General features: G+C 69.9%; 18 protein-coding genes and 1 pseudogene. 11 read left to right on the top strand and 8 right to left on the bottom strand.

Going from position 1 to position 26,318, the window contains the following annotated elements:
• Positions 1-154 precede the first annotated feature (154 nt).
• Genes Q8A52_RS14900 through Q8A52_RS14885 form a run of 4 tightly spaced genes read left to right on the top strand, consistent with a single transcriptional unit; the run spans position 155 to position 7,194 of the window.
• Positions 155-3,220 (top strand): FAD-binding and (Fe-S)-binding domain-containing protein, encoded by a 3,066-nt coding sequence (locus tag Q8A52_RS14900; RefSeq protein WP_316752057.1) that lies wholly within the window; start codon positions 155-157, stop codon positions 3,218-3,220.
• Positions 3,221-3,260: 40 nt separating this feature from the next.
• Positions 3,261-5,063 (top strand): thiamine pyrophosphate-requiring protein, encoded by a 1,803-nt coding sequence (locus Q8A52_RS14895; protein WP_316752055.1) that lies wholly within the window; start codon positions 3,261-3,263, stop codon positions 5,061-5,063.
• Positions 5,060-6,169 (top strand): enolase C-terminal domain-like protein, encoded by a 1,110-nt coding sequence (locus tag Q8A52_RS14890; RefSeq protein ID WP_316752052.1) that lies wholly within the window; start codon positions 5,060-5,062, stop codon positions 6,167-6,169. Before Q8A52_RS14895 ends, Q8A52_RS14890 begins: the two co-directional genes overlap by 4 nt.
• Positions 6,170-6,171: 2 nt before the next feature.
• Positions 6,172-7,194: an SDR family oxidoreductase gene (locus Q8A52_RS14885; RefSeq protein ID WP_316752049.1), complete on the top strand. Its 1,023-nt coding sequence runs from the start codon at positions 6,172-6,174 to the stop codon at positions 7,192-7,194.
• Between the two features lie 103 nt (positions 7,195-7,297).
• Here the strand turns inward: Q8A52_RS14885 and Q8A52_RS14880 are convergent, their stop codons facing one another.
• From Q8A52_RS14880 to Q8A52_RS14865, 4 genes and pseudogenes are all read right to left on the bottom strand, one after another.
• Positions 7,298-7,774, bottom strand: coding sequence for an SRPBCC family protein (locus Q8A52_RS14880; protein WP_316752047.1), 477 nt, complete (start codon positions 7,772-7,774; stop codon positions 7,298-7,300).
• 106 nt (positions 7,775-7,880) lie between these two features.
• A pseudogene (locus Q8A52_RS14875) lies at positions 7,881-8,666 on the bottom strand (AraC family transcriptional regulator N-terminal domain-containing protein).
• Positions 8,667-8,777: 111 nt separating this feature from the next.
• Complete coding sequence (locus Q8A52_RS14870; RefSeq protein ID WP_316752045.1) at positions 8,778-10,088, bottom strand: cytochrome P450; 1,311 nt, start codon at positions 10,086-10,088, stop codon at positions 8,778-8,780.
• Between the two features lie 4 nt (positions 10,089-10,092).
• Positions 10,093-10,305, bottom strand: coding sequence for a hypothetical protein (locus Q8A52_RS14865; protein ID WP_316752043.1), 213 nt, complete (start codon positions 10,303-10,305; stop codon positions 10,093-10,095).
• Positions 10,306-10,406: 101 nt separating this feature from the next.
• Here Q8A52_RS14865 and Q8A52_RS49045 point away from each other — a divergent pair, with 101 nt between their 5' ends.
• From Q8A52_RS49045 to Q8A52_RS14835, 6 genes are all read left to right on the top strand, one after another.
• Positions 10,407-10,613 carry a hypothetical protein gene (locus Q8A52_RS49045; protein ID WP_408649200.1) on the top strand — a complete coding sequence of 69 codons (207 nt, stop codon included), beginning with the start codon at positions 10,407-10,409 and terminating at the stop codon, positions 10,611-10,613.
• Between the two features lie 85 nt (positions 10,614-10,698).
• Positions 10,699-11,019, top strand: a complete 321-nt coding sequence (locus tag Q8A52_RS14855) for a GYD domain-containing protein (RefSeq protein ID WP_316752041.1) — start codon at positions 10,699-10,701, stop codon at positions 11,017-11,019.
• A 522-nt stretch (positions 11,020-11,541) separates the two neighbouring features.
• Entirely contained in the window at positions 11,542-13,530 is a 1,989-nt protein-coding gene (locus Q8A52_RS14850; RefSeq protein WP_316752039.1) for a nitrate- and nitrite sensing domain-containing protein, read from the top strand.
• On the top strand, positions 13,527-13,970 hold the full coding sequence (locus Q8A52_RS14845; protein ID WP_316752036.1) for a roadblock/LC7 domain-containing protein: 444 nt from the start codon (positions 13,527-13,529) through the stop codon (positions 13,968-13,970). Before Q8A52_RS14850 ends, Q8A52_RS14845 begins: the two co-directional genes overlap by 4 nt.
• A gap of 76 nt (positions 13,971-14,046) precedes the next feature.
• Positions 14,047-15,120, top strand: coding sequence for a medium chain dehydrogenase/reductase family protein (locus Q8A52_RS14840; RefSeq protein WP_316752034.1), 1,074 nt, complete (start codon positions 14,047-14,049; stop codon positions 15,118-15,120).
• A 233-nt stretch (positions 15,121-15,353) separates the two neighbouring features.
• Positions 15,354-16,457 (top strand): sugar ABC transporter substrate-binding protein, encoded by a 1,104-nt coding sequence (locus tag Q8A52_RS14835; RefSeq protein WP_316752536.1) that lies wholly within the window; start codon positions 15,354-15,356, stop codon positions 16,455-16,457.
• Positions 16,458-16,810: 353 nt separating this feature from the next.
• Here the strand turns inward: Q8A52_RS14835 and Q8A52_RS14830 are convergent, their stop codons facing one another.
• From Q8A52_RS14830 to fdh, 4 genes are all read right to left on the bottom strand, one after another.
• Complete coding sequence (locus tag Q8A52_RS14830) at positions 16,811-19,642, bottom strand: lectin (RefSeq protein ID WP_316752031.1); 2,832 nt, start codon at positions 19,640-19,642, stop codon at positions 16,811-16,813.
• A 439-nt stretch (positions 19,643-20,081) separates the two neighbouring features.
• Positions 20,082-21,008 carry an NrfD/PsrC family molybdoenzyme membrane anchor subunit gene (gene nrfD, locus Q8A52_RS14825; RefSeq protein WP_316752030.1) on the bottom strand — a complete coding sequence of 309 codons (927 nt, stop codon included), beginning with the start codon at positions 21,006-21,008 and terminating at the stop codon, positions 20,082-20,084.
• Positions 21,005-21,934 carry a 4Fe-4S dicluster domain-containing protein gene (locus tag Q8A52_RS14820; protein ID WP_316752029.1) on the bottom strand — a complete coding sequence of 310 codons (930 nt, stop codon included), beginning with the start codon at positions 21,932-21,934 and terminating at the stop codon, positions 21,005-21,007. Before Q8A52_RS14820 ends, nrfD begins: the two co-directional genes overlap by 4 nt.
• Entirely contained in the window at positions 21,931-25,218 is a 3,288-nt protein-coding gene (gene fdh, locus Q8A52_RS14815) for a formate dehydrogenase (protein WP_316752028.1), read from the bottom strand. The genes Q8A52_RS14820 and fdh overlap by 4 nt, the downstream gene beginning before the upstream one ends.
• Before the next feature lie 326 nt (positions 25,219-25,544).
• Between fdh and Q8A52_RS14810 the strand changes: the two genes are divergently transcribed.
• On the top strand, positions 25,545-26,294 hold the full coding sequence (locus tag Q8A52_RS14810; protein ID WP_316752027.1) for a PP2C family protein-serine/threonine phosphatase: 750 nt from the start codon (positions 25,545-25,547) through the stop codon (positions 26,292-26,294).
• Positions 26,295-26,318 lie beyond the last annotated feature (24 nt).

The raw sequence follows: 26,318 nt of genomic DNA, 5'->3' as shown, positions 1-26,318 counted from the left end.
TGCAACCGCAGACATCCGCCACGGAGAACAACCGGAGGCCGATCATGACCATGCGTGTCGGCGACCCACGCCCTGGGCCATCGGACGCCGGTCGGGTACCGGACCCTCGGCGCCGGCGGGCGGTCCCGGCCGGAGAGATGGGCTGGTTTCGTCGATGACTTCCTCGCGTGCACGGCACACATCCGCTGTGGATGTGGCCGGGTTGGCCGCGACCCTGCGTGCCGGGACCGATGCCGAGGTCCGCTTCGATCCCGGGAGTAGGGGCGCCTATTCCACGGACGGATCCAATTACCGGCAGGTACCGATCGGCGTCGTGATCCCGCGCACCGTCGAGGCCGGTGCGCACGTGGTGGAGGTGTGCGCCCGCTTCGGCGCGCCCCTGGTGTCGCGGGGCGGCGGCACGAGCCTCGCCGGTCAGACGACGAACGCCGCCGTGGTGATCGACTGGAGCAAGTACTGCCACGCCCTGCTCGACGTCGACCCCGAGGCACGTACCTGTGTGGTGGAGCCGGGCATCGTCCTGGACGTACTCAACCGGCGGCTGTCCGACCACGCTCTGCAGTTCGGGCCGAAGCCGTCGACCCACAGCCACTGCACGCTGGGCGGCATGATCGGCAACAACTCCTGCGGCGGCTCCGCGCAGGCGTACGGCAAGACCGTGGACAACGTACGCCGTCTCGAAGTCCTCACCTACGACGGCCTGCGCATGTGGGTGGGCCCCACCTCCCGAGCCGAGCGGGCACGGATCGACGCCGAGGGCGGCCGACGGGCCGAGATCTACGACGGCCTGGAACGCCTCGTCACCGAGTACCTGGCGGACATCCGGCGGGGCTTCCCGAAGATTCCGCGCCGTGTCTCCGGCTACAACCTCGACTCGCTGCTTCCGGAGAACGGCTTCGACGTCGCCAAGGCCCTGGTCGGCAGCGAGGGCACCCTGGTGACCGTCCTGCGCGCGGAACTCGACCTCGTACCGGTGCCGCCCTTCGAGTCGCTGCTGGTCCTCGGTTACGACGACATCTGCCGGGCCGCCGACGACGTACCACGCCTGCTGCAGCACTGTGCTCCCACCCAACTGGAGGCGCTGGACGGGCGGATGGCCCAGCTCATGCGCGAGGAGCGGGCATACCTCGACTCCCTCGACGCCCTTCCCGAGGCGGACAGCTGGCTGCTCGTGCAGTTCAGCGGCGACAGCCAGGAGGACGTCGACGAGCAGGCACACGCACTGCTCGACGCCCTGGGCCGCAAGGAGAGGGACTCCTCGGTCGCCTTCTCCGACAACCCCGCACGCGAGCAGGAGATGCTCCGGGCCCGCGAGGCCGGGCTGGGTGTCACCGCGCGGCCGCCGGACGACCGGGAGACCTGGGAGGGCTGGGAGGACTCGGCCGTATCTCCCGACCGGCTGGGTGACTATCTGCGTGATCTGAAAGGGCTGTTCGAGGAGTTCGACTACGACCATCCGTCGCTCTACGGGCACTTCGGGCAGGGGTGTGTCCATACGCGCATCCCGTTCGGGCTGAAGACCGCCCAGGGCGTGGCCGATTTCCGCCGCTTCCTGGAACGGGCCGCGGACCTTGTGGCCGCTCACGGCGGCTCGTTGTCCGGTGAGCACGGGGATGGTCAGGCCCGGGGCGAACTGCTGACCCGGATGTTCGGCGAGCGGCTGGTGACCGCTTTCGGCGGGCTGAAGGCACTGTTCGACCCGGGCAACCGGATGAACCCCGGCAAGGTCGTCGACCCGAATCCGGTCGACGGACAGCTCCGGCTCGGCCCCGCCTGGCGACCGACCACCTCCGACACCCACTTCGGCTACCCGGAGGACGAGCACTCCTTCACCCGCGCGGTACTTCGCTGCGTCGGTATCGGCAACTGCCGCACCCACCAGGGCGGGGTGATGTGCCCGTCGTACCGGGCCACGAAGGAGGAAGAACACTCCACGCGTGGCCGTGCCCGGCTGCTGTTCGAGATGCTCGACGGTCATCCCGATTCGGCGGTCGGCGACGGCTGGCGCTCGACCGAGGTCCGCGACGCGCTCGACCTCTGTCTGGCCTGCAAGGGCTGCAAGTCGGACTGCCCGACGGGCGTGGACATGGCCACCTACAAGGCGGAGTTCCTCGCCCATCACTACGCGGGGCGGCCGCGTCCGGCTGCGCACTACTCGATGGGCTGGCTGCCGGTGTGGGCACGGATGGCCCAGGTCGCGCCAGGTCTGTTCAACAGTGTGCTGCACGCCCCCGGGCTCGCCCGAGTGGGCAAACGGCTCGCGGGCGTGGACGGGGCGCGCTCAGCCCCGCTGTTCGCCGGCGAATCCTTCGTCCAGTGGTGGCGCGCTCGAGGGGTCGGGCAGCCGGACCCGGCGGATCCGGCCACCGTCGTGCTGTGGCCCGACACCTTCAGCAGCTTCTTCCACCCGTCTGTGGCGATCTCGGCGGTACGGATCCTGGAGGACGCCGGCTTCCGGGTCGCCGTACCCGAGGCGCCCGTGTGCTGCGGTCTGACGTGGATCTCCACGGGCCAGCTGACCGTGGCCAAGCGGGTCCTGCACCACACGCTCGGCGTGCTGCGCCCCTACTTGGAGGCGGGCACGCCCATCATCGGTCTGGAACCCTCCTGCACCGCCGTCTTCCGCTCCGACGCGCCCGAGCTGCTGCCCGCCGATCAGGACGTACGACGGCTGGCCGGGCAGGTGCGCACCTTCGCCGAGCAGCTCGTCCAGCACGCTCCCGCCGGGTGGCAGCCGCCTCCGCTGGCCCGGCAGGCAGTGGTCCAGACACACTGTCACCAGCACGCGATCATGAAGTTCGACGCCGACCGTGAACTCATGCGCCGCGCCCATCTGGACGCCGAGGTTCTCGACGAGGGCTGCTGCGGGCTGGCCGGCAACTTCGGCTTCGAACGCGGCCACCACGAGATCTCCCTGGCCGTCGGCGAGCTCGGCGTGCTGCCCGCCGTCCGGGCGGCGGCGCCCGACAGCCTGCTGCTGGCCGACGGCTTCAGCTGCCGTACCCAGATCGAACAGGGCGGCACCGGGCGGCGAGCACTGCATCTCGCCGAAGTCCTGGCCCTCGCGCTCGACGGCACGCTGCCGAGCGAAGAGCCCGAGCGGCTGGCCCAGCGGCCCGCTGCCCCCTCCCCCACCGCTCGGTGGGCGGCCACCTCGGCGGCCGCCGTCCTGACCGCCGCGGCCGGCCTGAGCGCCGTACGGCAGCTGCGCCGCTGGTGATCCGCCAGACGCCCAGCCAACTTCCCGAAAGGATCCGAACATGTCGACGAAGGTCTCCGACTACGTCCTCCAGCGTCTGCGCGAATGGGACGTGGAGCACGTCTTCGCCTACCCCGGAGACGGCATCAACGGGCTGCTCGCCGCCTGGGGCCGGGCGGAGAACCACCCCCGGTTCATCCAGTCCCGCCACGAGGAGATGTCCGCCTTCGAAGCCGTCGGGTACGCCAAGTTCTCCGGCAAGGTCGGTGTCTGCGCCGCCACCTCCGGCCCCGGCGCGATCCATCTCCTCAACGGCCTCTACGACGCCAAACTCGACCACGTGCCCGTCGTCGCGATCGTCGGCCAGACCAACCGCAGTGCCATGGGCGGCTCCTACCAGCAGGAAGTCGACCTCCTCAGCCTGTACAAGGACGTCGCCTCCGACTTCTGCGAGATGGTCACCGTCCCCCAGCAACTGCCCAACGTGTTGGACCGGGCCCTGCGTACCGCGATGGCGCAGCGATCGGTGACGGCCGTGATCATCCCGGCCGATGTGCAGGAACTCGACTACTCACCGCCCGAGCACGCCTTCAAGATGGTGCCGTCCAGCCTCGGCATGCCGCACTACGCCCCGCTGCCCGCCGACGAGGACCTCGAGCGGGCCGCCGATGTGCTCAACTCCGGCGGACAGATCGCGATGCTGATCGGTCAGGGCGCGCGAGGCGCCAGGGCCGAGGTGATGGAGGTCGCCGACCGCCTCGGTGCCGGGGTGGCCAAGGCGCTGCTGGGCAAGGACGCCCTCGACGACGACCTGCCCTATGTCACCGGCGCGATAGGCCTGTTGGGCACCCGGCCGTCGTACGAGATGATGCGCGACTGCGACACCCTGCTCGTCGTCGGCTCCTCCTTCCCCTACACACAGTTCCTGCCCGACTTCGGCAAGGCACGGGCCGTCCAGATCGACATCGACCCGCACATGGTCGGTCTGCGCTACCCCTTCGAGGTCAACCTCGTCGGCGACGCCGCCCGGACCCTGCGCATGCTGCTGCCACTGCTGGATCAACTGGAGGACCCCGCCTGGCGCAAGAAGGTCGAGGACAACGTGACGCGGTGGTGGGAGGTCATGGAGCGGCGCGCCGCCGTCGACGCCGACCCGATCAACCCGGAATACGTCGCTCACACCCTCAACGACCTGCTGCCGGAGAATGTGATCCTGACCTCCGACTCCGGCTCTGCCGCCAACTGGTACGCCCGCCATCTCAAACTGCGTGGCGCCATGCGTGGCTCGCTCTCCGGCACGCTCGCCACCATGGGACCGGGTGTCCCCTACGCCATCGGCGCCAAGTTCGCCCACGGCGGCCGGCCCGTGATCGCTCTCGTGGGCGACGGTGCGATGCAGATGAACGGGATGGCCGAGCTGATCACCGTCGCCAAGTACTGGCCGCAGTGGCAGGACCCGCGCCTTGTCGTCGCCGTCTTCAACAACCACGACCTCAACCAGGTCACCTGGGAGATGCGTGCCATGGAGGGCGCCCCGCAGTTCCTGCCCTCGCAGTCGATCCCCGACGTCGCCTACGCGGACTTCGCCCGCTCCCTGGGCCTCAACGGCATGCGTGTGGAGAAGCCGGACGACGTCGCCGGCGCCTGGAAGGCCGCGCTCGCCGCCGACCGGCCCTGCGTCCTAGACTTCGTCACCGACCCGGCCGTCCCGCCGATCCCGCCCCATGCCACCCTCGATCAGATAGAGGCCGCGGCAGCCGCTGTCCTCAAGGGCGACAGCGATCGCGCAGCCATGGTCCGTCAGGGATTCAAGGCCAAAGTCCAGGAGTTCCTGCCGCACCGCCACCGCGCGGGCCAGCGATGACCGACCAGCCCGTGGTGGAACGGGTGGACACGGCCGTCTACGCCGTTCCCACCGACGCCCCCGAAGCGGACGGCACCCTCGCCTGGAACAGCACCACCATCGTCCTGGCCACCGTCCACTGCGGCGAGATCAACGGCATCGGCTACACCTACGCCCCCGCGGCGACGGCCGGCATCATCGACGAGCTGCTCGCCGACGAGATCACCGGCACCGCGGCCTTCGACACAGCGCGGGCCAACGAGGCGATGCAACGCGCCGTACGCAACGCCGGCCTGCCCGGTATCGCCGCACAGGCGGTCTCCGCCGTCGACATCGCCCTGTGGGACGCCAAGGCCCGTCTGCTCCGCCTTCCCCTCGTCCAACTCCTGGGCCAGGCACGCGACATGGTGCCCATTTACGGCAGCGGCGGCTTCACCACGTACGACGACCAGCAGCAGGAACGGCAGTTGCGAGGCTGGGTCGAAGACGAGAACATCCCCCGGGTCAAGATCAAGATCGGCGAGTCCTGGGGACAGGAGGAGGCCCGGGACCGGCAGCGCCTGGCTCAAGCCCGCACGAGCATCGGCGACGGGGCCGAACTGTACGCGGATGCCAACGGCGCGTACAGCGTCAAGCAAGCCGTCCGCATGGCCAACGCACTTTCGGCTGAGGGCGCGACCTGGTTCGAGGAACCCGTATCCTCCGACCACCTGGACCTGCTCGCCGCGATACGGGACCGGATCACGGCGGACGTCGCCGCCGGTGAGTACGGCTACACCCTGCCGTACTTCCAGCACATGCTCGCCGCCCGCGCCGTCGACTGCCTCCAGGCCGATGTCACACGCTGCGGGGGCATCACGGTCTGGCTGCGCATCGCCGCCCTCGCACAAGCCCACGGCCTGGAGATCTCCGGCCACTGCGCCCCACACGCCCACGCCCATGCCGCCGCCTCGGTGCCCAACCTGCGGCACCTGGAGTGGTTCCACGACCACGTCCGCATCGAACGCCTGCTCTTCGACGGCGTCCTCGACCCGCAGGGCGGCGCCCTCGCCCCCGGCGCCGACGGAGCGCCGGGCCTGGGTCTGAACCTGGACGCCGAGCGTGCGCGGCCCTTCAGAAGGAAGTGACCATGAGCGAGACCGTTGTCATCACCGGCGCGAGTGCCGGGATCGGGCGGGCCACGGCCAGGCTCTACGGCCGACGCGGAGCCAAGGTCGTCCTGGTGGCCCGCGGCCGGGCAGGACTCGAGGCGGCAGCCAGAGATGTGGAATCCCTCGGCGGCCGCGCCCTTGTCCAGGAGGCCGATACCGCCGACTGGCGGCAGCTGGAGAGTGCCGCCGACGCCGCGGAGGAGGCCTTCGGCCCCATCGACGTATGGATCAACTGCGCGTTCACCAGCGTGTTCGCGCCCTTCGACGAGATCACACCGGACGAGTACGAGCGGGTGACCCGAGTGGCCTACCTCGGCTTCGTCTACGGCACCCGGGCCGCCCTCAGGCGCATGCTGCCCCGCGACCGGGGCACCGTCGTCCAGGTCGGCTCCGCCCTCGGCGAGCGGGCCATCCCGCTGCAGTCCGCATACTGCGCGGCCAAGCACGCCATCAACGGCTTCACTTCCTCGCTGCGCGTCGAACTGCTCCACCGGGGCAGCAACGTGCACATCACCATCGCCCAGATGCCCGCGGTCAACACCCCCCAGTTCTCCTGGGTACGCTCACGCTTGCCCCGGCACCCGCAACCCGTGCCGCCGATCTACCAGCCCGAAGTCGCAGCCCGGGGCGTCCTGCACGCCGCGGATCACCCCCGGCGCAAGCAGTACTACATCGGAGCCACCACCCTGGCCACGATCTGGGCCAACCGCCTCGCCCCCGCCCTGCTGGACCGCTACCTCGCCCGCACCGGATTCGACTCACAGCAGACCGACGCGCCCGCCCCGTCCGGCCCGGGCAACCTCTATGCCCCGGCCGACGAACCCCCCTGCGCCGACCACGGGGCCCACGGCATCTTCGACGACACGTCCCACCCCCGGTCCTGGCAGGCCGCACTCGCCCGCCACCCCGTCGCCACAGCGACCGCCGTCGCGGGGGCGAGCCTGGCGACCGTCGCGGCGGTCGTACGGCAGAGGCTCAACGGCACGTCCAGCAAGGGTTAGAGGTCAGCGCCTCGCACGAAACGCCCCGGACAGGTCCGCCGGTGTGCGGGCCGACCGGGGCGCTTGTGCCCATGAGTGCCTGAGCACCTGTGCGGCTCGAGACTCACAGGGGCGAGCCGGGGTCTTCGGGCCTGATGCGTCCGCGCCAGGCACCGCTCTCGCCGCCACGGTGCTCGATGTAGTCCTTGAAGCGACGCAGGTCTCCCCTGACCCGGCGGTCGATCACACCCAGCATGTCTCCGCCCTTCTCGGCGACACCGGTGGGCTCGATCTCCATCGTGAGTTCCACCCGGGTGTGCGTGTCGTCCAAGCGTTGGAACCGGACCGATCCCCGCTGCCGGGTGTCTCCGCCGATGGCTCGCCAGGTGATCCGGTCGTCCGGCAACTGGTCGACGATCTCGGTGTCGAACTCACGCCGTACGCCGCCGACCTTGGTGGTCCAGTGGTTGTGCCGGTCGTCGAGCTGCCTGACTTCCTCGACGCCCTCCATGAAGTACGGGAATTGCTCGAACTGGGTCCATTGGTTGTAGGCCGTGCGGACGGGGACTTCGACGTCCACTGTTTCCTTGACCGTGCTCATGTGTACCTCCTTGCCGACATGCACCGTGCAGTCGGACACCGGGTACCCGTGTGAGGAGGACGAAGACCTCATATCCACATGGGCGGGATTCGCGGTCCGGCCGACTTCAGGGAAGGACACCCGCGGGGCTGCGCGCGGCGTGACGCAGGCGGGCCGCGTCCTGGCTGGGGGGTGCGCCGAACTGGCGGCGGCATTCCCGGCTGAATTGCGACGCGCTGTCGTAAGTTGCGGTAGAAGGCGGAGGCGCTCATGCCGGACATACGGGCCACGTCCTCGACCCGGAAGGGCTGGGCATAGTGCTCACGGATCCAGCGCACGGCACGGGAGACATGGCTGAGGCTGCTGTCGGCGAGGCCGAGCCGGCGAACCGTCGCGCCCTGCTCGCCGGTGATCAGGCGCCACAGGATCTCGTGCTTGATCAGCGGGGTCAGTACGGCCCGGTCGCGGGGCTCGTCGAGCAGGCGCAGCAGCCGTACCACCGCGTCGAGCAGGGCGGCCGGAGCGTCGCTGACAAAGATCCCCGATGACGCGGGGCCACCGGTGCGGGGAGCATCTCCGGGTCCGGCCTGCAACAGCAGCTCGGCGACGGCGGACGGCTCCAGCGTGAGCCCGAACCCCAGCGCCGGCTGCTCGGGGTCGGCCCGGGTGAACTGGCCCGTGACGGGCAGGTCGACGGATGCGACCAGGTACTGGCCAGGGCCGTACTCGTAGACCCTCTCGCCCAGGGCAAGGCGATTGGCGCCCTGGGCGATGACCGCCAGCACCGTGCCGGTCATCCCGGGCCCGGCGGATCGGACCGGTCGACCTTCGAGATGAACACGCCGTCGATGCAGGTGGTCCAGTCAGGCCGGGCATGCCGGTCCAACAGGGCGCACAACTCTTCGAGAGGCATGTGACCAACGCAGCACGATCCTCTGTGCTGATTTCCGCGTGCGCGAGAATTGTGCAAGGACGAGAACGCATCGTTCTGAGGTTTACGCAGTGAGTCTCGCTGACGACCAGGTCAGCAGCCTGTCATCGCGGGTTCGCGGTCGGCGACGCCCAGGACCAGCCCCTTCGGTTGCAGGATGGTGCGTGTGTCGAACACGGGCGTGCATTCGGACGCAGGAGAGACCCGGTAGCGGCTGAGGACGGTCGCGGTGGCGATGATCATCGCGACCGTCCCGAAATGCGCCCCGAGACACATGCGCGGCCCGCCGCCGAACGGGATGTACGTGTATCCGGGCACTCGCGGGGCCGCGGCGCGGTCGATCCAGCGGTCCGGGTGGAAGGCCGCCGGCTCGTCGTAGAGCGCCGGATCCCGGTGCAGCGCGAAGGGACTGACCGCGACGCGTTGTCCCGGCCTCAGCGCAACGCCACCGAGGACGTCAGGCTCCTCGAGGACCCGCTCCAGGTACCACAAGGGTGGATACAGCCGTAGCGTCTCCTTCACCACCGCCTCGGTGACCCGCAGCCGCGGCGGATCGGCCGCCGTGGGCAGTCGCCCGCCCAGCTCCCGGTCGACTTCGTCCACCACTCGACCGCGCAGCTGCGGATGCCTCTCCAGCAGCAGAAACAGCCAGGCGAGGGCGGCGGCGGTGGTCTCGTGCGCGGCGAACAGGTTCGCCACGATGACACTGACCGCGCCGTCGAAGGTGAGTGCGCCGTCGGCGCACGCCTCGATCAGCAGATCCGCGATCGGCGCGCTCGCCCCATCCCTTCCCGTGCCACGTGCTGCGACCAGGCGGGACACCTCCGCCGCCAGCTCCCGTGCCGCGTGCCGCAGCCGCCGTCTGCGCAGGACGGACACCCGGCCGGGCCACGCGACGGCGGCGGGCAGCCGCGCGTCCTGGAGCCGGGCCACGAGTTCGGGCACCCGGCCGGGCTCGGGCCCCAGACAGAACTCGGCGATCAGACGGGCGCTGAGTTCCTCCAGCGCCCCTGTCGCCTCGATCCTGCCGGCGGCCCGCCAGCCCTCGGCGTGCCGGGCCACCACGGCAGCCATCCCGTCCCCGGCGGCCCGTAGCCCACCGCGGTTCAGTCCCCGCCCGGCGAGCCGACGGGCCCGCATCCACCGGGCCAGATCCTCCGACGCGCGGCTTCCGTCGGTCTCCTCGCCCAAGAGGTCCTTGGTGATGCCGTAGGTGCCGTTGGTGTTCTTCAGCACGTGCTCCACCAGGACCGGCGAGTTGACCATGTACAGACCGTCGTCGAACCGGACCAGGTCCCCGCACTCCCGCTGCCGGAGCAGAAAGCCCAGGGCGTCCCGCCCGAACGCAAGCCTGTTCCCGAACCCGGACGCCTCAGGGCCGAGCCGTCCGGAAGCCGCCACCATGGGATCACCCGCCCACGTTGTAGTAGTACATCGCGTGCGAGCCCGTACTGCCGAGCACGCTCTTCACGTAGCTGTTGTGCGCGATCCGAGCCCCCGAGGGGTCGGGGACCGACACACTGGCTCCGGTCGCCGCGAAGGCCGATCCGGTGCCGATCAGCGCCGCGACGCTCGTGACGGCAACCAGCACGATCCTGCGCAGTCCATTCAGGGCAGTCATGGCTGTCCTCCTCTCACACCGCCGGGCGGCCGGTCCGCCCGTGCGTTGCTCTCCATTGGCCCAGCCGGCGGCGCCCGGGACACGTCACTGGATCGCGTGACATGCGGAAGAGACGGCCGCGGAGTAATGGAGACGCTCCCGCCGTCGCCGAGCGCGACACCGCGGCGGCGCGTCGTGTGGCCCACGCCTTCATTGCTGTGGGCTCCGCCGAATCCCTGCGCTACGAAGCCGTCGACTACGCCAACCGGATCTGGCAAGCCGGCGGCGAAGCCGGGCTGCCCACCCCGGTCTCAGGTTCCAACGAGTGAATCCAGCCGCCGGGTGAGTGGCGGCCGACGCGACAGCGGGAAGGCCACTTTGCACACCGGACAAGCAAGGGCCAGGGAGCGTCCCATGCCGAAGTTCCTCATCCAGGCCACCTACACGCCCGAGGGCACGAGAGGGCTGCTCGCCGAGGGCGCGAGCGGCCGCCGGGTCGCCGTCGACCAGGTCGTCGCCGACCACGGCGGGACGGTCGAGGCCATGTACTTCGCCTTCGGGCAGGACGACATCGTGCTCATCATCGACCTCCCCGACCCGGTCTCCATGGCCGCCATCAGCCTCGCCGTCAAGGCCAGCGGCGCCCTCCACACTCGGGCCACCCCACTCCTCACACTCGACCAGATCGACGAGGCCACCCGTCGAGAGGTCGCCTTCCGCGCCCCCGGCGCATAAACGGCCCACACGATGTCACCCGGCAACCAGACCTCGGCGCGCGCCTGATCGAGGAAGGCCTGTTCCAAGGCGAGGCAGAGCCCGCAGGCTCGGGCAAGGGCCTCGTATGCGACGCCTTCGCGGTCAGGCCGACCCGGTGGGCCGGCCTGACCGATCGTGACCGGCTGGTCCGGTCTCTCCGCCATGCGCCGAATCCAGAACCTTGCCCCGCGGGTACCTCAAACGCCGTGCCGGGAACTGACTCGGGGGACGCCGAGGTCACGGTCACAGTCCCGCGGCCCTGGGTGTGAGGGCGGCGCAATTGAATCTCCCACGCGGCCTTACAGGTCGGAAACCGGCTGCTCCGGCGGTCGGACTAGCTTCGTGACTATGAAGGTGTGCACGCCGTTACGGTCGGCGCTCGGCAGGCTCGGCGCAGCCGGCAAGAGCGCTTCAGGCAAGGGCAGTTCAGAGCACCGTCGCGCTGCCGGAACGTCTCGTGGCCGACGGCCGATGCCCGGCTGGCGAAGTATCAGGGGCCGTGTGGCGGTGGTCATCACGGTGCCGATCTGTCTGCTGCTGACGGTGGCCGGGCTCGCCGTGCACGGTCGCGCCGAGGCCCTCGGCGACGCTCGGGCGACCCGTTCCGAGGTAGGTCTGAGCCTGCGCATCCAGGCTCTCGTACACCAGCTGCAACGCGAACGCGGCCTGACCAATGGCCTGCTGGGAGGGGAAGGGGAGTTTCGCCCCGCACTCGCTGCTACTCGCAAGCGTGTTGACACCGCGCTCCGTGGAATGCGCAGCGAAGGCGCCGTCGAAGCAGTCGTCCAGCGGCACTTGCACCGCCTCGGCGACATCCGGGCGGCCGTCGACCAGGGCAGCGCGGGCACGGACACCGCCCGCAGGACCGCGACCCTGACCTTCTTCACCACCGCCGTCGACGCGCTCAATGCAGTCGACCCGGTAGCAGAGACCCGCACCGGTGCCGATCGTCGGCTGCGCGACACACTCGCGGCGTTGCGGGAACTCGCCGCTGCCAAGGAGTCAGTCGCCCTCGAACGCGGTTTCCTCAACGGCGCGTTCGCCGCTGGTGGCTTTCACGGCCGGGAGTACCTCACCTTCACCGAGATACGTGCCACGCGCGTCGCCGCCCTCGACCGCTACCGGCAGTACGCCACCGCACCTCAGCGCGCGGCTCTGAACAAGGCCTTCGGCACCGCGCAGGCCCAACGCGCCACCGCCTACGAGAACCGGGCGGAAGGCGCCGCCGACGGCTCCGCGCTGCACGCCGACGCCGGTGCCTGGTGGGATGCGATGACCGTACTCGTCGACGATCTGTACGCCGTGCAGCGGTCCATCGGGGACGACGCAAGAGACCGGGCCGACCGGCTCAGTCACGACGCCGGGATCGGTCTCGCCGCCTATCTCGTCGCAGGCACACTCATCGCCGCCCTCGTCGCGGGCCTCGCCGCATTCGCCTCTCGTTCCCTCACCCGCCCACTCGGCGCCCTCGCCAAGGCCGCCCACGACGTGGCGCGGCACCGACTCCCCGCAACCGTCGCCCGTATCCAGCGATCCCCGCAGGAACATGGTGAGTTGCCCCCGACGACCGACGCGCCGGAGAATCCCGATGCACGGCTGCTGGGCGGTGCGGCGGAGATCGCCGAGGTCGCGGCGTCCCTGCACCAGGTGGAGGACACCGCTCTCCAGCTGGCCGCCCAGCAGGCCGGCCTGCGCCGAAACACCACCGAATCGCTCGCCAATCTCGGCCGCCGCAACCAGAACCTCCTACGCCGTCAGCTCGGCCTCATCACCCGGCTGGAGCGGCAGGAACTGGACCCGGACGCGCTCGCCGAGCTCTTCGAACTCGACCACCTCGCCACCCGTATGCGGCGCAATGCCGAAAGCCTTCTGGTCCTTGCCGGGCAGAATCCGCCGCGGCCCTCGGCCGCGCCCGCCGACGGCCTGGAAGTCGTGCAGTCCGCCGTCGCCGAGGTGGAGCACTACCGGCGGGTCCTGATCGCGACCGTGGAACCGGTGCGGGTGCGCGGGCACGCCGTCGCCGATGTCGCCCACCTCCTTGCCGAACTCATCGAGAACGGGCTGACCTTCTCGCCGCCGAACGAACCGGTCGAGGTGCACGGCTGGTACGACACCGAGGACGACACCTACTGCTTCGCTGTCGTCGACCACGGCATCGGGATGTCCGAAGCCGACAAGGAGCGTGCCAACGCCCGTCTCTGCGACGGCGGCGAGGAGGCCTTCCTCACCGCGCCCACCCGGTTCCTCGGCCACCTCGTCGTGGGCCGACTCGCTCATCGCCTCGGTGAAGGCGTCCAAGTCCACCTCTTCGACACCACCGGCGGTGGTCTGTCCGCCCTTCTTGCCCTCCCCGGGCGCCTGCTCGCCCCCGTGGAAGGCCCCTCCCCCACACCCCCGCCCGCCAGGCCCGCTGTCTCCTCCCTGCTCAACGGCTTCCGAGCAGGTGTCGCCCGTGCCGAGGCCCGAAGTACACAAGGAGCGTCATCGTGACCACCGCCGTCCAGAATTTCGGGTGGCTCATCTCGGAGTTCGTACGTACCGCCGACGGCGTCACGGCAGCCGTCGCCGTCTCCTCCGACGGGCTGCTCATGGCCTCCTCGGAGGGCCTCGGCCGGGACCGCGCCGATCACCTGGCCGCCGTCGTCTCCGGCATCACCAGCCTCGCCCAGAACGCGGCGACGGCACACGGCTTCCACGGCATGAAGCTCGTCATGATCGAGATGCTCGGAGGCTTCCTCATGGTCGGTCGCATCCGCGACGGCAGCTGCCTCGGTGTCCTCGCCGCAGAGGGGTGCGACGTCGGTCTGGTCGGCTATGAGATGGCCGTCCTCGCCGACCGCGTCGGCGAACTGCTCACCCCGCAGCTGGTGCGCGAACTCAACGCCGCCCCCTTGGCCGCGGGACACATGCAGCGCGCACAGCAGGTGTGACCGGCATCGGCCGTGTGCGGCGCCGGAAGTCGGTCTGCGACATGCGCTGATCGTGGGGGCTGCATAGGCTGAGGTGGTGAAGCGCGTCGTCGTCGATCGCTTCGGCGGCCCCGAGGTCTTGAGTGTGGTGGAAGAGGGTGTCCCCCGCCCCGGACCGGGCGAGGTGCGCGTAAGGGTGCTGGCCGCGGGGGTGTCTTTCACCGATGCCCAACTGCGCGCCGGGACGTATCTCGGGGTGCCGAAACCTCCGTTCACGCCGGGCTACGAGCTCGTCGGGGTCGTCGAGGAGCTCGGCCCGGGCTGCTCACGGCTGCGCAGGGGAGACCGCGTGGCGGCGCTCACGGTGTGGGGCGCGTACGCGGAGTGCGTCTGCCTGCTGGAGGCGAACACCGTCGAGGCGCCGGAGGACCTCGACCCGGCGCAGGTCGTCAGCCTCGTCCTCACCTACGTGACCGCCTACCAGCTGCTTTACCGTGTGGCGCGGGTGAAGCGCGGCGAGACGGTGCTGGTGCACGGCGCCGCCGGCAGGGTGGGCACCGCAGTCCTCGAACTCGGAGCGCTGAACGGGCTTCGACTTTACGGAACCGCTTCGGCACGCGACCGCGCCGCGGTCGAGCGGCACGGTGCGGTCGCCATCGACTACCGCAACGAGGACTTCCTTGCCCGCGTGCGCGAGCTTCCGGGAAAAGGCGTGGATGTCGTCCTCGACGGGCTCGGGGGCAGGCTTTCCCTGCGCTCATTTCGCGCGCTGCGCCCCGGCGGACGGCTTGTCGTGTTCGGCCACTACGCGATGCTCGCGCGCGGGCGCGCTGGCCGGCGAGGGTGGATCGAGTGGTACGGCGCCACTGCGGCCGTCGCTCTCCGGGGCCTGCTCTCACCCTGCCGGCGGGTGCGTGCCTACCGGATCCAGAAGCTCCGCGAGGGCCGCCAGGTTCTTCCCGTGGCCACTCGTCCACCGACATTTCCTGTGGGAGGTGGTCCGCGGTACGGGGAGTGGTTCCAAGAGGACTTCCGCACGCTGCTCGGCCTGGTTCGGCGTGGCGCGATCCACCCGGTCGTGGCGGAGCGCATCCCCCTGTCCGAGGCCCGTCGTGCTCATGAGCTGCTCGAAGTGTCGGCGGCGAAGGGAAAGATCGTGCTTGTGCCGTAGCCCGGCGAGCGCCGCGTCATGCGCAGCCGCCGGGCTCCTCGGTCCCGGCGGAGGATCCCGGGTCGGGCCGGGAACCGACCGGTAACCGGACGTGTCCGTGAATTTGTTACGACAACATCTTGACGTGTCACACCACTCGCCGGTTTGCTAACGGCCACTCGGGTCGCGACGTTGCTCCTTGGTTCGGAAGGCACCTCCCTGACGTGAACACTCGTACCAGCCGCAGGACCGCTGTGCGCCGTACTGCCACAGTCCTGACCGCTTTCTCTTCCGCACTTTCACTCTCCGCGTGCGGCGCCATCGGTGGAAGCGGCGGGGGCGGCGGCTCCGCATCCCCGACGCGCGACGACATCACCGTGGGGCTGCTCCTGCCCGACCGGGACACGGCGCGCTTCGAGAAGTTCGACTACCCCATCATCAAGAAGGAGGTCGCCTCGCTCACACACAACAAGGGGAAGGTCCTCTACGCCAACGCAGAGGCGAGCGTGGCCAAGCAGAGTCAGCAGTTCCAGCACATGGTCGATGAGAAAGTCGACATCATCCTGGTGGACGCCGTGGACGCCAAGCGCATCGCTCCGGACGTGCAGAAGGCAAAGGATGCGGGCATACCCGTCATTGCGTACGACCGTCTGGCGCAGGGTCCGATCGACGCGTATGTCTCCCATGACAACGAGCTCGTCGGCCAGGTGCAGGGCCGCGCGATCACCGAGGCACTCGCCTCGAAGGGGTCGGACAGCAAGGTCGTCATGATGAACGGCGATCCCGCCGACCCGAACACCGCGCAGTTCAAGAAGGGCGCGCTCAGCGAACTCCAGGGCAAGGTCGACATCGTCGAGCAGTACGACACCGACAAGTGGTCGCCCGAGGTCGCCAAGGCGCACATGAAGCAGGCGATCAAGGCGGTGGGCCTGGACCACATCGCCGCCGTCTACTCGGCGAACGACGGCATGGCCGCCGCTGTCATCGACGCACTGAAGGAAGCGGGCGCCACCAAGGTCCCGCCGGTGACCGGGCAGGACGCGAACCTGGACGCGGTGCAGCGGATCGTCGCGGGTCAGCAGTACATGACCGTGTACAAGCCGTTCCTTGACGAGGCCAACTACGCCGCGGAGATGGCGGTGAACAAGGTCCAGGGCCGTGACATCGCATTCGACGCGCTTACTCGCGACACGGTCAACAGCCCGACGCAGAAGCACATCCCCGCGATGCTCGTGCCGGTGGTCTCCCTCACGAAGGACAAGATCAAGGAAACGGTGATCGCGGACAACGTCTATACCGTCCGGCAGATCTGCACGGCGGCCTACGCGGCGGATTGTGCGGCCATCGGGCTGAAGTAGCCGCGAGGGGCGCCTCAGTGACGTCCCATCGGCTCCGACCTGTCCACGATTCGGCGGCCGGTCGCCGACACGGCCGTCAGAAGGGCTTCTGGAGGCTGCGCGGGGTCCATGCTGTGGGCGGTGACCGTGATTCCGGCGCGGCGGATGACATGGGCTGTCGCCGCCATCCGGGAGTTCGCGGCCTCCCCTGCCGTCACCGCGTGGACGAGGTGGCCGTGCGGGCAGTCCCGGGGCGGATGGGCAGTGGCCGCGGGCCAGGGGCGAGGCGCTCACGGCGCCGAAGACTGCTCGCGGTCCCGCCGGAGAGCGGGACCGCGAGGCGCCGGACGAGGTGCGAATGAGGCGCGGGGATGTCAGGCCGGTGGCAGCGTCCACTGCTGCGCAGCGGTCCCGTTGCAGGTGTAGATCTGCAGCCGTGTGCCCTCCGTGGTGGACGAGTTGGGATCGTCCAGGCACAGACCGGAATTGGGGTTGGTCAGTGAGCCGTTGGTGCCGATCGTCCACTTCTGGGCGCCGGTACCGTTGCAGGTGTACAGCTGGACGAGCGTGCCGTTGGTCGTCCCGCTGTTCGACACGTCGAGGCACTTGCCGAGGGTGCGCAGGGTGCCGTCGGCCGCGATCGTCCAGTCCTGGGCGTAGGTGCCGTTGCAGGTCCACAGACGGATCGCGGTGTGGTCGCCGGTGCCGGAGTTGGCGTCGTCGATGCACTGCGCGGAGTTCACCCCGGACTTGACGGGACCCACCCGCGGTTTCGCCGGGGCGGCCGTGTCACCGGGGTAGGAGGGCGGAGCGGCCGACGGGGCCGTGGCCCAGTTGGTGTTCGCACTGGTGCCGAGCGTGTAGGTCAGCGTTCCTCCGGAGGTGATCGCGCTCGGGGGTGCGTAGGCGTTGTTCCACGCCGACCCGTTGAACGTCGCGGACTGCACGTACGGTGCGCTGTCCGCGGCGCCGTCGCCGTTGATCGTCAGTGTCCTGCCGGAGGGCAGGGTGATCACGGCCTGGGGGAACAGGGGCGAGCCGAGTGCGAGGTCCGACGTACCGGGCGTCATGGGGAACATGCCCAGCGCGGACCAGACGTACCAGGCGCTCATCGCGCCGAGGTCGTCGTTGCCGTCGGCGAGCCCGGCGGGGGTGTTCGACCAGATCTGGTCCTGGATCGAGCGCACCGTCGCCTGGGTCTTGTAGGGCTGACCGATGTAGTCGTACTCCCAGGGCAGTTCGATGCTCGGCTCGTTGCCGACCCATGCGTAGCCGTTGGCCCCGGTGTAGCTGCGCAGCACGGTGTCGAGGTAGTCACCCATCGCCTTGTTGCCGCCCTTGGCGGTGGCGAGCCCGCCGACGTTGAAGGGCACCATCCCGGAGTAGATCCACGAGTCGGCCTCGACCATGTCCGTGCCGCTGGTGGGGTCGAAGCCGCCCGTCCAGGAACCGTTGGCGTTGCGGGGCTGGACGAAGCCGGAGGCAGGGTTCAGCACATTGCGCCAGTCCTGCGCACGATGGGCATACGTCTGCCGGCTCCGGGTGTCGCCGAGGGCGCCGGCGAAGGCGGAGAGGGCGAAGTCCGCGGTGTTGTACTCCAGGGTCGTGGCCACCGGGCCGTAGAAGTTGCAGCAGCCGTAACTGCCGTCGTGCGGTTCGTAACCCGGGTTGTCCAGGTAGTTCAGCCCCGGTCGGTCGTTGTTCGCGGTGCTCGCCTGCTCCAGCAGGCCGGCCAGTGCCTTCGCGGTGTCGAAGTTCCGCGCGCCGAAAGCGTGGTAGTCGGCGATGATCGCTGCCGCCGGGTCGCCGACCATGACGTAGGACTCACCGTTGTTCTCGGACCACTTGGGGAAGATCCCGGTCTGGGCGTAGTCGTCGGTCATCGACTGGGCGGTGTCGGAGGCGACCTGAGGACTCACCAGTGCCTCGAGCTGGGCCTGGGAGCGGTAGATGTCCCAGCCGGAGTAGTTGGCGTACGCGGCGTCGTGTCCGGCGTCGACCTGGTGCGTTCTGCCGTCGAAGCCGTAGTACTGGCCGTTGGTGTCGCTGATGACGTTCGGGTGGAGGAGTGAGTGGTAGAGCGCCGTGTAGAAGATCTTCTGCTGGTCTGCGGTGCCGCCGCCGATCTGCACCTTGCCCAGTGCCGTGTCCCAGGCCTTGTGGGCCGCGGAGCGGACACTGTCGAAGTTCCAGCCGGTGCTCTCGGCGCTTCGGTTGGCGAATGCGTTCGCCACCGAGACGTAGGAGACGCCGACCTTCGCCTGGACGACCTGGTTCGCGCTCGTGTTGAACGTGACGTGCGCGTTCGAGGCGGCGGCGCTCGGAGTCGCGTCGTGGGGCGCCGCTTCGTGGGCGCGAGGTTTCGGCATGGAGCCGTGCAGGCGCGGCTTGTTCGGCTTCTCCGGGGCGTTCTTGCCGGCCCGTTCGGCGGAGGGCTCGGACGGCTTCGTCCTGGGTGCGAGCGTGCTGCCGCTGGAGGTGAACGGCTGGTCGAAGACCATGTCGAAGTAGACGGTGTAGGTATTTCCCGCGCCGCAGAATCGCCCACTGGTGACCTGGCCACTGACCTCGGTGTTGGAGACGACGTTGAACTGTGTTGAGGTGCCGCGATTCTGACTGCCGGTCAGTTTGAGGATCAGGTTGGCCTGGGAGGTCGCGGGGAAGGTGAAGCGTGCCATGCCACTGCGCGTGGTGGAGGTCAGTTCCGTGGTCACCTGATTGTCGAGAGCCACCTTGTAGAAGCCGGGCGTGGCGGACTCGTTGGCGTGCGAGAAGGAGTCGGTGGCCGTGTTGTTGACGGCCCCCACCGTGGGCAGCACCGGTATGTCCCCCGCTGCACCGCAGCCCGGTCCCGCGATGTGGGTGAGGCTGAAGCCGGTGATCGAGGAGTCCTTGTACTCGTACCCGCCGCCGGGCGGCCGTGACGGTGTGTCAGGACTCCACTGGACCATGCCGAAGGGCACGTCCGCGCCCGGGAAGTCGTTGGCGTCGTTCGACGTTCCGATGAAGGGGTTGACCAGGTCCGCCGGGGACGACACGAGTTCCACCGGCCTCGCGGGCGCCGCCCAGGCGACGGGGGCGGGTAGCGCGTACGCCCCAAGGAGTGCCGCGCCGGCGGCGGCACCCAGTACCGTGCGGACGGGGCGGCCGCGCAACGGCCGTCTGCGCGTACCAGGCCGGCGGCCGCCGACCGGAGTCGATAACATCGCGATCTGCCTCCTGAGGGGATGCGTTCGGGAGCACACCGAGCCGGACGGACGACGAAGGACCCAGTGGGAGCGACCAGTTGGGATGGTGGTGAGGGCAGGTGAGGGAGTCCGATGGGTGACAACGTTGTCTCAGGACCCGTGATCTCCAACGGGGCCCAGCAGGGGGACGCACATCCAGGCGGGACGGTGGGGCGCGCAACGACTCATCTCGAGATCACCGCCGTGACAACGTTGTCCCACCCTGACGGAAGTTCTTTCACGCACCGCCCGCCACTGGACGCCGGGCCGGCTCGGAGCACTGTCGCAACGTAGCCACTGGACGTGCACACGTCAATACTGACGACGCGTCGGATCCGTAGGGCACAGGCCGTCAGGATTGGGCTCAGTCACGTTGCAACTGGTCGTCAGCACGCCCTACATGATGGGCAGGTGCACCTTACGACTCGCAGTCCCGCCCTAGGCGCCGCCGCTGTGCAGCCACCACATGGGCCGGATCCTCGGCGGACGCGATACCTGCGGCGAAGATGCCGAACCGGGCGCACAGTCCCGCGGCCAGGTACGACCCTCCGGCCAGGAGCCGGGCCGTACGGCGACCGGCGAGAAGCGACAACCCGGCTCCGGCCGCGGTCAGTGCCTTGCTCAGGGTCAGCAGCCGACCGGGCCGGTCCATGAGGTAGGGCTCACTGGCCGGTCCGAGCCGCCGTTCGATACGGCGCATCGCGGCGAGTTCCATACCCACGCCGAGGAGGCTCATCCGGATCGGCGGCCCGTGGTCCGCGCCGGGGGCGCAGAGCAGTGCGGCACCCGCGGCGCTGGTCAGCGCGCTGCCCGCGAACACATACGGCAGTTCCGGATATGCCTCGTGCCACGCAGGCACCGCGGTGTCGGAAAGGAGCACCGCGGTATAGGTGCACATCGCAGGTCCCAGCACGCCGGAGCCGAGTGCGGCGAGCCGGCCGAGCCTCGGCAGCCTTCCGGTGGCCAGCGAGGCGGCCGAGGCGGTGGCCAGCGCGGAGAACGGCGCGAGGATCCAGGAACCCACCGACAGTGGCGAGGTGGGCTTGAGGACGCGCAGCATATAGGTGAACCGCTCGGGGCGACCGAGGTCATGGACCAGTGCGGTGACTCCGGCCACCGAGGCGGCGGCGGCGACCCACCGTCCTGTTCCGGCCAGCTCCCGGCGGCCCGTCAGTTCGGCCACAGCCGCCATGGTCGCCGAGGCGCCGGCCGTGCCTCCGAGGAACAGATAGGCCGGCACGTCCGGCATCTTCCACGTGGGGCGCTTGAGGATCGGCCGGCCGTAGTACGACCGGAACTCCGCGCGCGGAACCATGAGGCTCTCCCGCTCACCGCTCCCGGTCACGGTTCTCTCCTCCCCACGGTCCCCCGCCCCAGGAACGACAGCGCCACGCTCACGGCCACACCGACGGCGGCCGTGGCCGCGTGCCGCCACATCGACGGCAGGTCGCGGGTGGTGACCACCGGGTCCGGCGGCAGCCCGTACACCTCGGGCTCGTCCAATAGGAGGAAGAACGCGCCGTCACCGCCGACGCCGTCGTTCGGATCCCGGCCGTACAGCCGTGCCTCGTCCACTCCGCGCTCGTGCAGCTCGGCCACCCGCCGGTCGGCCCGCTCGCGCAGCTCCTCCAGCGGACCGAACTGGATGGACTCGGTCGGGCACGCCTGGGAGCAGGCCGGTTCCCGGCCGGCTCCCAACCGGTCGTAGCACATCGTGCACTTGAAGGCCCGGCCGTCGCCGGGACGGATGTCGATCACGCCGTACGGACACGCGGGCACGCAGTATCCGCAGCCGTTGCAGATGTCCGCCTGCACCACCACGGTCCCGAACTCCGTGCGGAACAACGATCCGGTCGGGCAGACGTCCAGGCAGGCGGCGTGGGTGCAGTGCTTGCACACATCGCTGGACATCAGCCAGCGCACGTGGCCCTCCCCGGCTTCCGCGTCGGACCCGGGCGGGCCGACGGTCGGCATACCCAGATCGACCGGAGGCCGCTCCGGCCTCACCTTCTGCTCGATGAACGCCACATGCCGCCAGTTGTTGGCGTTCAGCGCGCCCGTGTTGTCGAACGACTGCCCCAGAAGGTCGAGTTCCTCGGTATCGGCCGGAACCAGATTCCACTCCTTGCATGCCACTTGGCACGCCTTGCAGCCGATGCAGACGGAGGTGTCCGTGAAGAACCCCATCCGGGGCGGGTGGGTGTCCGGGTAACCGGCGTCCGCGCTGGGGTCGGCGAGTGGGCCGGACAGCCTGTTGCGGTCGGAACTCATCGCCGCCCACCTCCTTTACCCGGCGGGGTGTCGTCGGGGAGGCCGGCGCGCCGCCGGTAGGCCGCCACGTGGGCCGGCAGCGCGGGGCCCCGTGGACGCCTGCCGGGCCGGATGTCGCAGGTCGCCGCCTTGGACTCCTGGATGCGCACATTCGGGTCGAGCACCACGGAGAGCAGGTCGTTCGCCGCGTCACCCGTGGACAGCCCCTCCGGGCCCCAGTGGTAGGGCAGCGCCACCTGGTGGATGGTGCGGCCCCGGACCCGCAGCGGTCTGATCCGGTCGGTCACCAGCACTCTCGCCTCGACCGCCGTGCGGGCCGTGGTGATGGTCGCCCAGCCCAGGTGCCTCAGGCCGCGCTCCGCGGCGAGTTCTGGGGAGACCTCGCAGAAGAACTCCGGCTGCAGCTCGGACAGATAGGGCAGCGAACGGCTCATGCCGCCGGCCGTGTGGTGCTCGGTGAGCCGGAAGGTGGTGAACACATACGGATACACCTCGCTGTCGGCCGGGTGGTACCGGTTGGCCGGTCGGTCGTAGGCCTGGAGCGCCGGGTTCGTCTGCCGGCCGTACAGCGGGTTGTCCACCGGCGATTCGTACGGCTCGTAGTGCGCGGGCAGCGGGCCGTCGGCCAGCCCGGCCGGTGCGAACAGCCAGGCGCGGCCGTCGCTCTGCATGATGAACGGGTCGGTGCCGGCCAGGGCGTCCTGGGCCCTCGCGCCCGGCGGCGGCCGGTAGCCGGGCGGCTTGTCCGCCTCGAAGTCCGGGACGTCGTCCCCGGTCCACCGTCCTTGTTCGGCCTCCCACCACACGTACCGCTTGCGCTCGCTCCACGGTCTTCCCTCGGGGTCGGCCGACGCCCGGTTGTAGAGGATGCGGCGGTTGGCCGGCCACGCCCAGCCCCAGTCGGGGGCCACCCGGCTCTGTTCGTCGCGCGGTCGGCGGTTCGCCGCGTGGTTGTGCCCGTCGGCATGGACCCCGCAGTAGATCCAGACCCCACAGGAGGTGGAGCCGTCGTCCCGCAGCTGGGTGTACGACGACAGCGGCCGCCCGTCCGGCCCGTACCCGTTGATCTCGGCCAGGACGGCGTCGGCGCTCGGTTCGTCCAGCGGGCCCGAGGTCGGGTAGTCCCAGGTGAGGTCGAGCAGCGGGCGGTCGCGTGGGTCGGTGGATCCGGCGAGCTTCTCCCTGATGATCCGTCCGAGGTGATGGTAGAACCACAGGTCGCTGCGGGCGTCCCCGGGCGGGTCGACCGCGGCGTCGTGCCACTGCAGCAGCCGCTGGGTGTTGGTGAAGCTGCCGTCCTTCTCCGTGTGTGCCGCGGCCGGCAGGAAGAACACCTCCGTCGGGATCTCCTCGGTACTCAGCTCACCGGTCTCGATCTCCGGCCCGTCCTTCCAGAAGGTCGCGCTCTCGATCATCCGCAGGTCGCGCACCACCAGCCAGTCCAGATTCGCCATGCCCAGCCGCTGCAGCTTGCCGTTGGCCGAACCGACCGCGGGGTTCTCGCCGACGAGGAAGTACCCCTTGCACTCCCCTGAGAGCTGGTTCAGCACCGTCTGGTAGGTGCCGTGGTCGCCGGTCAGCCGGGGGAGCCAGTCGAAGCGGTAGTCGTTGTCCTCGGTGGCCGCTTCTGCCCACCATGCCTTGAGCAGACTCACCAGATACGCGCTCATGTTGCCCCAGAAGCCGGTGGTGCCGGCGTCCGCGGCCACGAACGCCTCCAGGTCCTGGTGCTGGTGGGCGTGCGGCATGGGGATGTAGCCGGGCAGCAGGTCGAACAGCGTGGGAATGTCCGTGGAGCCCTGGATGCTGGCGTGTCCGCGCAGGACCAGGATGCCGCCTCCCGGCCGCCCGATGTTGCCCAGCAGTGCCTGCAGGATGGCCGCACTACGGATGTACTGCACCCCGACGGTGTGCTGGGTCCAGCCGATGGAGTAGCACAGTGCCGTGGTGCGCTCGCGTCCCGAGTTGGCGGTGATCGCGTCGGCCACCCGGGCGAACAGCTCGCGGGGGACGCCGCAGACGTCCTCGACCAGCTCCGGCGTGTAGCGGGCGAAGTGCCGCTTGAGCACCTGGTAGACGCAGCGGGGGTGTTGCAACGTCGGGTCCATCGCCGGTTTCCCGCTGACGACGGGGCCGCCGGCGCCGTACGACTGCGCGCGGGAAGCCTCGTGGGGCTGCCTGCCACCGTGCTGCCGGGCGGCCGCGCCCTGCTCGCCCTCGTCCTCCGCTGCCGTCCACCGGTCCCGGGCACCGGCCGCGGCCGAGATCTGCGCGCCCTCGTACATCCAGCTGCTGGTCTCGTAGTGGTGGCTCTCCGGGTCGAAGCCGGAGAACAGCCCGTCCAGGTCCTCGGTGTCGGCGAAGTCCTCGCGCAGGATCGCCGGGGCGTTGGTGTAGGCGACCACGTACTCGCGGAAGTCCTTGTCGTTGCTCAGCACATGGTTGATCAGGGCGCCGAGGAAGGCGATGTCCGTTCCGGCCCGGAGCGGTACGTGGACGTCCGCGAGCGCGCTGGTGCGGGTGAAGCGGGGGTCGACGTTGATGATCGTGGCGCCCCGTTCCTTGGCCTCCATCACCCACTGGAAGCCGACCGGGTGGCACTCGGCCATGTTCGAGCCCTGGATGACGATGCAGTCGGCTTCGGCCAGATCCTGCTGGAACGTCGTGGCTCCGCCACGGCCGAACGAGGTCCCCAGACCGGGGACGGTGGCGGAGTGTCAAATCCGCGCCTGGTTCTCGATCTGGATCGCGCCCAGCGCCGTGTAGAGCTTCTTCATCAGGTAGTTCTCTTCGTTGTCCAGCGTCGCTCCGCCGAGGGAGGCGATACCGAGCGTGCGCCGGACGGGAACGCCGTGGTGCGTGTCCTGCCAGGTCTGCCGACGGGTTTCGAGAACCCGGTCGGCGATCATGTCCATCGCCCTGTCGAGCGGGATCCGCTCCCACCCCGTGCCGTGCGGGGGCCGATGGAGGACGGTGCTCATCCGGCCGGGGCCGGTCACCAGCTGCTTGCTGGCCGCGCCCTTCGGGCACAGCCGGCCGCGGGAGATCGGAGAGTCCGGGTCGCCCTCGATCTGGGTGACCTTCTCGTCCTTGACGTAGACCTTCTGGCCGCATCCCACGGCGCAGTACGGGCACACCGACCGTACGACCCTGTCGGCCTGTTCGGTACGCGCGGACAGCCGCTCGGTGCCGCGCGAACGGGCCGCGCTTCCCCTGCCCAGCGCATCGTCGCCGGTGATCTGCCGGTACACCGGCCAGCCGTCGATCCACTGCCGCAGGCCCATGGCGATCTCCCGCCTCGCGCCCTTCCGCCGTCGCAGCCAACGTAACGCCGCGACCTGCGGGAGGCATGTCGAGCGCCGATCAGGCCGACGCGGTACACACACGAGGGGTGCTGCCCGGGACCCGCTCGGCGACACCCACCCCTGGCGGACGCCCCCGAACCCAAGTACGGCGGAGCCACTACGAACCCGCCTACCCTGGAAGCATGACCATCGGCAGAGACCGGCACGCTGCCATGGGGGCGCCGTAGGAAGCAGCCCCCTTCTGCCAATGGCCTGATCGGCCGGCCTCGGGTTGTGTGCCCGGTGCGGGAAGGCGGTGGCGTTCCGTGCCGTACGTGGCGGTGAGTGCGCTGAGTCATCCCGGGCTGCTGCGCTCCCGGAACGAGGACAGTCTCGTCGTCGGACCGTGGACCCTGTGCGCCACGGTGACCGAGAGCCCGCAGACCCTGTTCTTCCCGCTCGCAACGCCCCTCGTCGTCGCCGTCGCCGACGGGCTCGGCGGGCATCCCGGCGGCGACCTGGCCAGCGCCCTGGTGGTCCGCCGGATCGCGTCGATCGGTCCCGCCCTGAGCAGCGAGGACGCCGTCTGCGACGCGCTGAACGACTGCAACCGCGCCGTGTACCTGGCCTCCGGCGGCGACGAGGGAGGCGAGCTCGCCACCATGGGGACGACGATCGCCGGCGCGGTCATACAGCCGGGCTCGCTGCTGGTGTTCAACGTGGGCGACAGCCGGGTCTTCGCGGCCACCGGTGACGGGCTGCTCCAGGTGAGCGTCGACGACAGCCCGCCGCTCGAACCCGGGCGGCGCACCACCTCCCTCGTGACGCAGTGCCTGGGCGGCACCGGCACGTACCGCCCCGTGCAGCCGCACGTGGCAGCGGCCTCACTGTCGCTCGGCGACCGCTACCTCATCTGCACCGACGGTCTGACCGACCCGGTGCCGCCGGACCTGATCGACGACGTGATGCGGGAGCACGACGACGGCCGTGCGGCCGTCGAGCTGTGGAAGGCCGCCATCGAGGCAGGCGGCCCCGACAACATCACGCTGGCGGTCGTACGCGTCGCGGATGGGTAGGCGGGGCCGGGACGGGGACATCCG

The organism is Streptomyces herbicida, from assembly GCF_032656585.1.
Lineage (GTDB): Bacteria > Actinomycetota > Actinomycetes > Streptomycetales > Streptomycetaceae > Streptomyces > Streptomyces herbicida.
The sequence above is the reverse complement of the archived record's forward strand: the minus strand, read 5'-3'. Positions and strand labels throughout refer to the sequence as shown.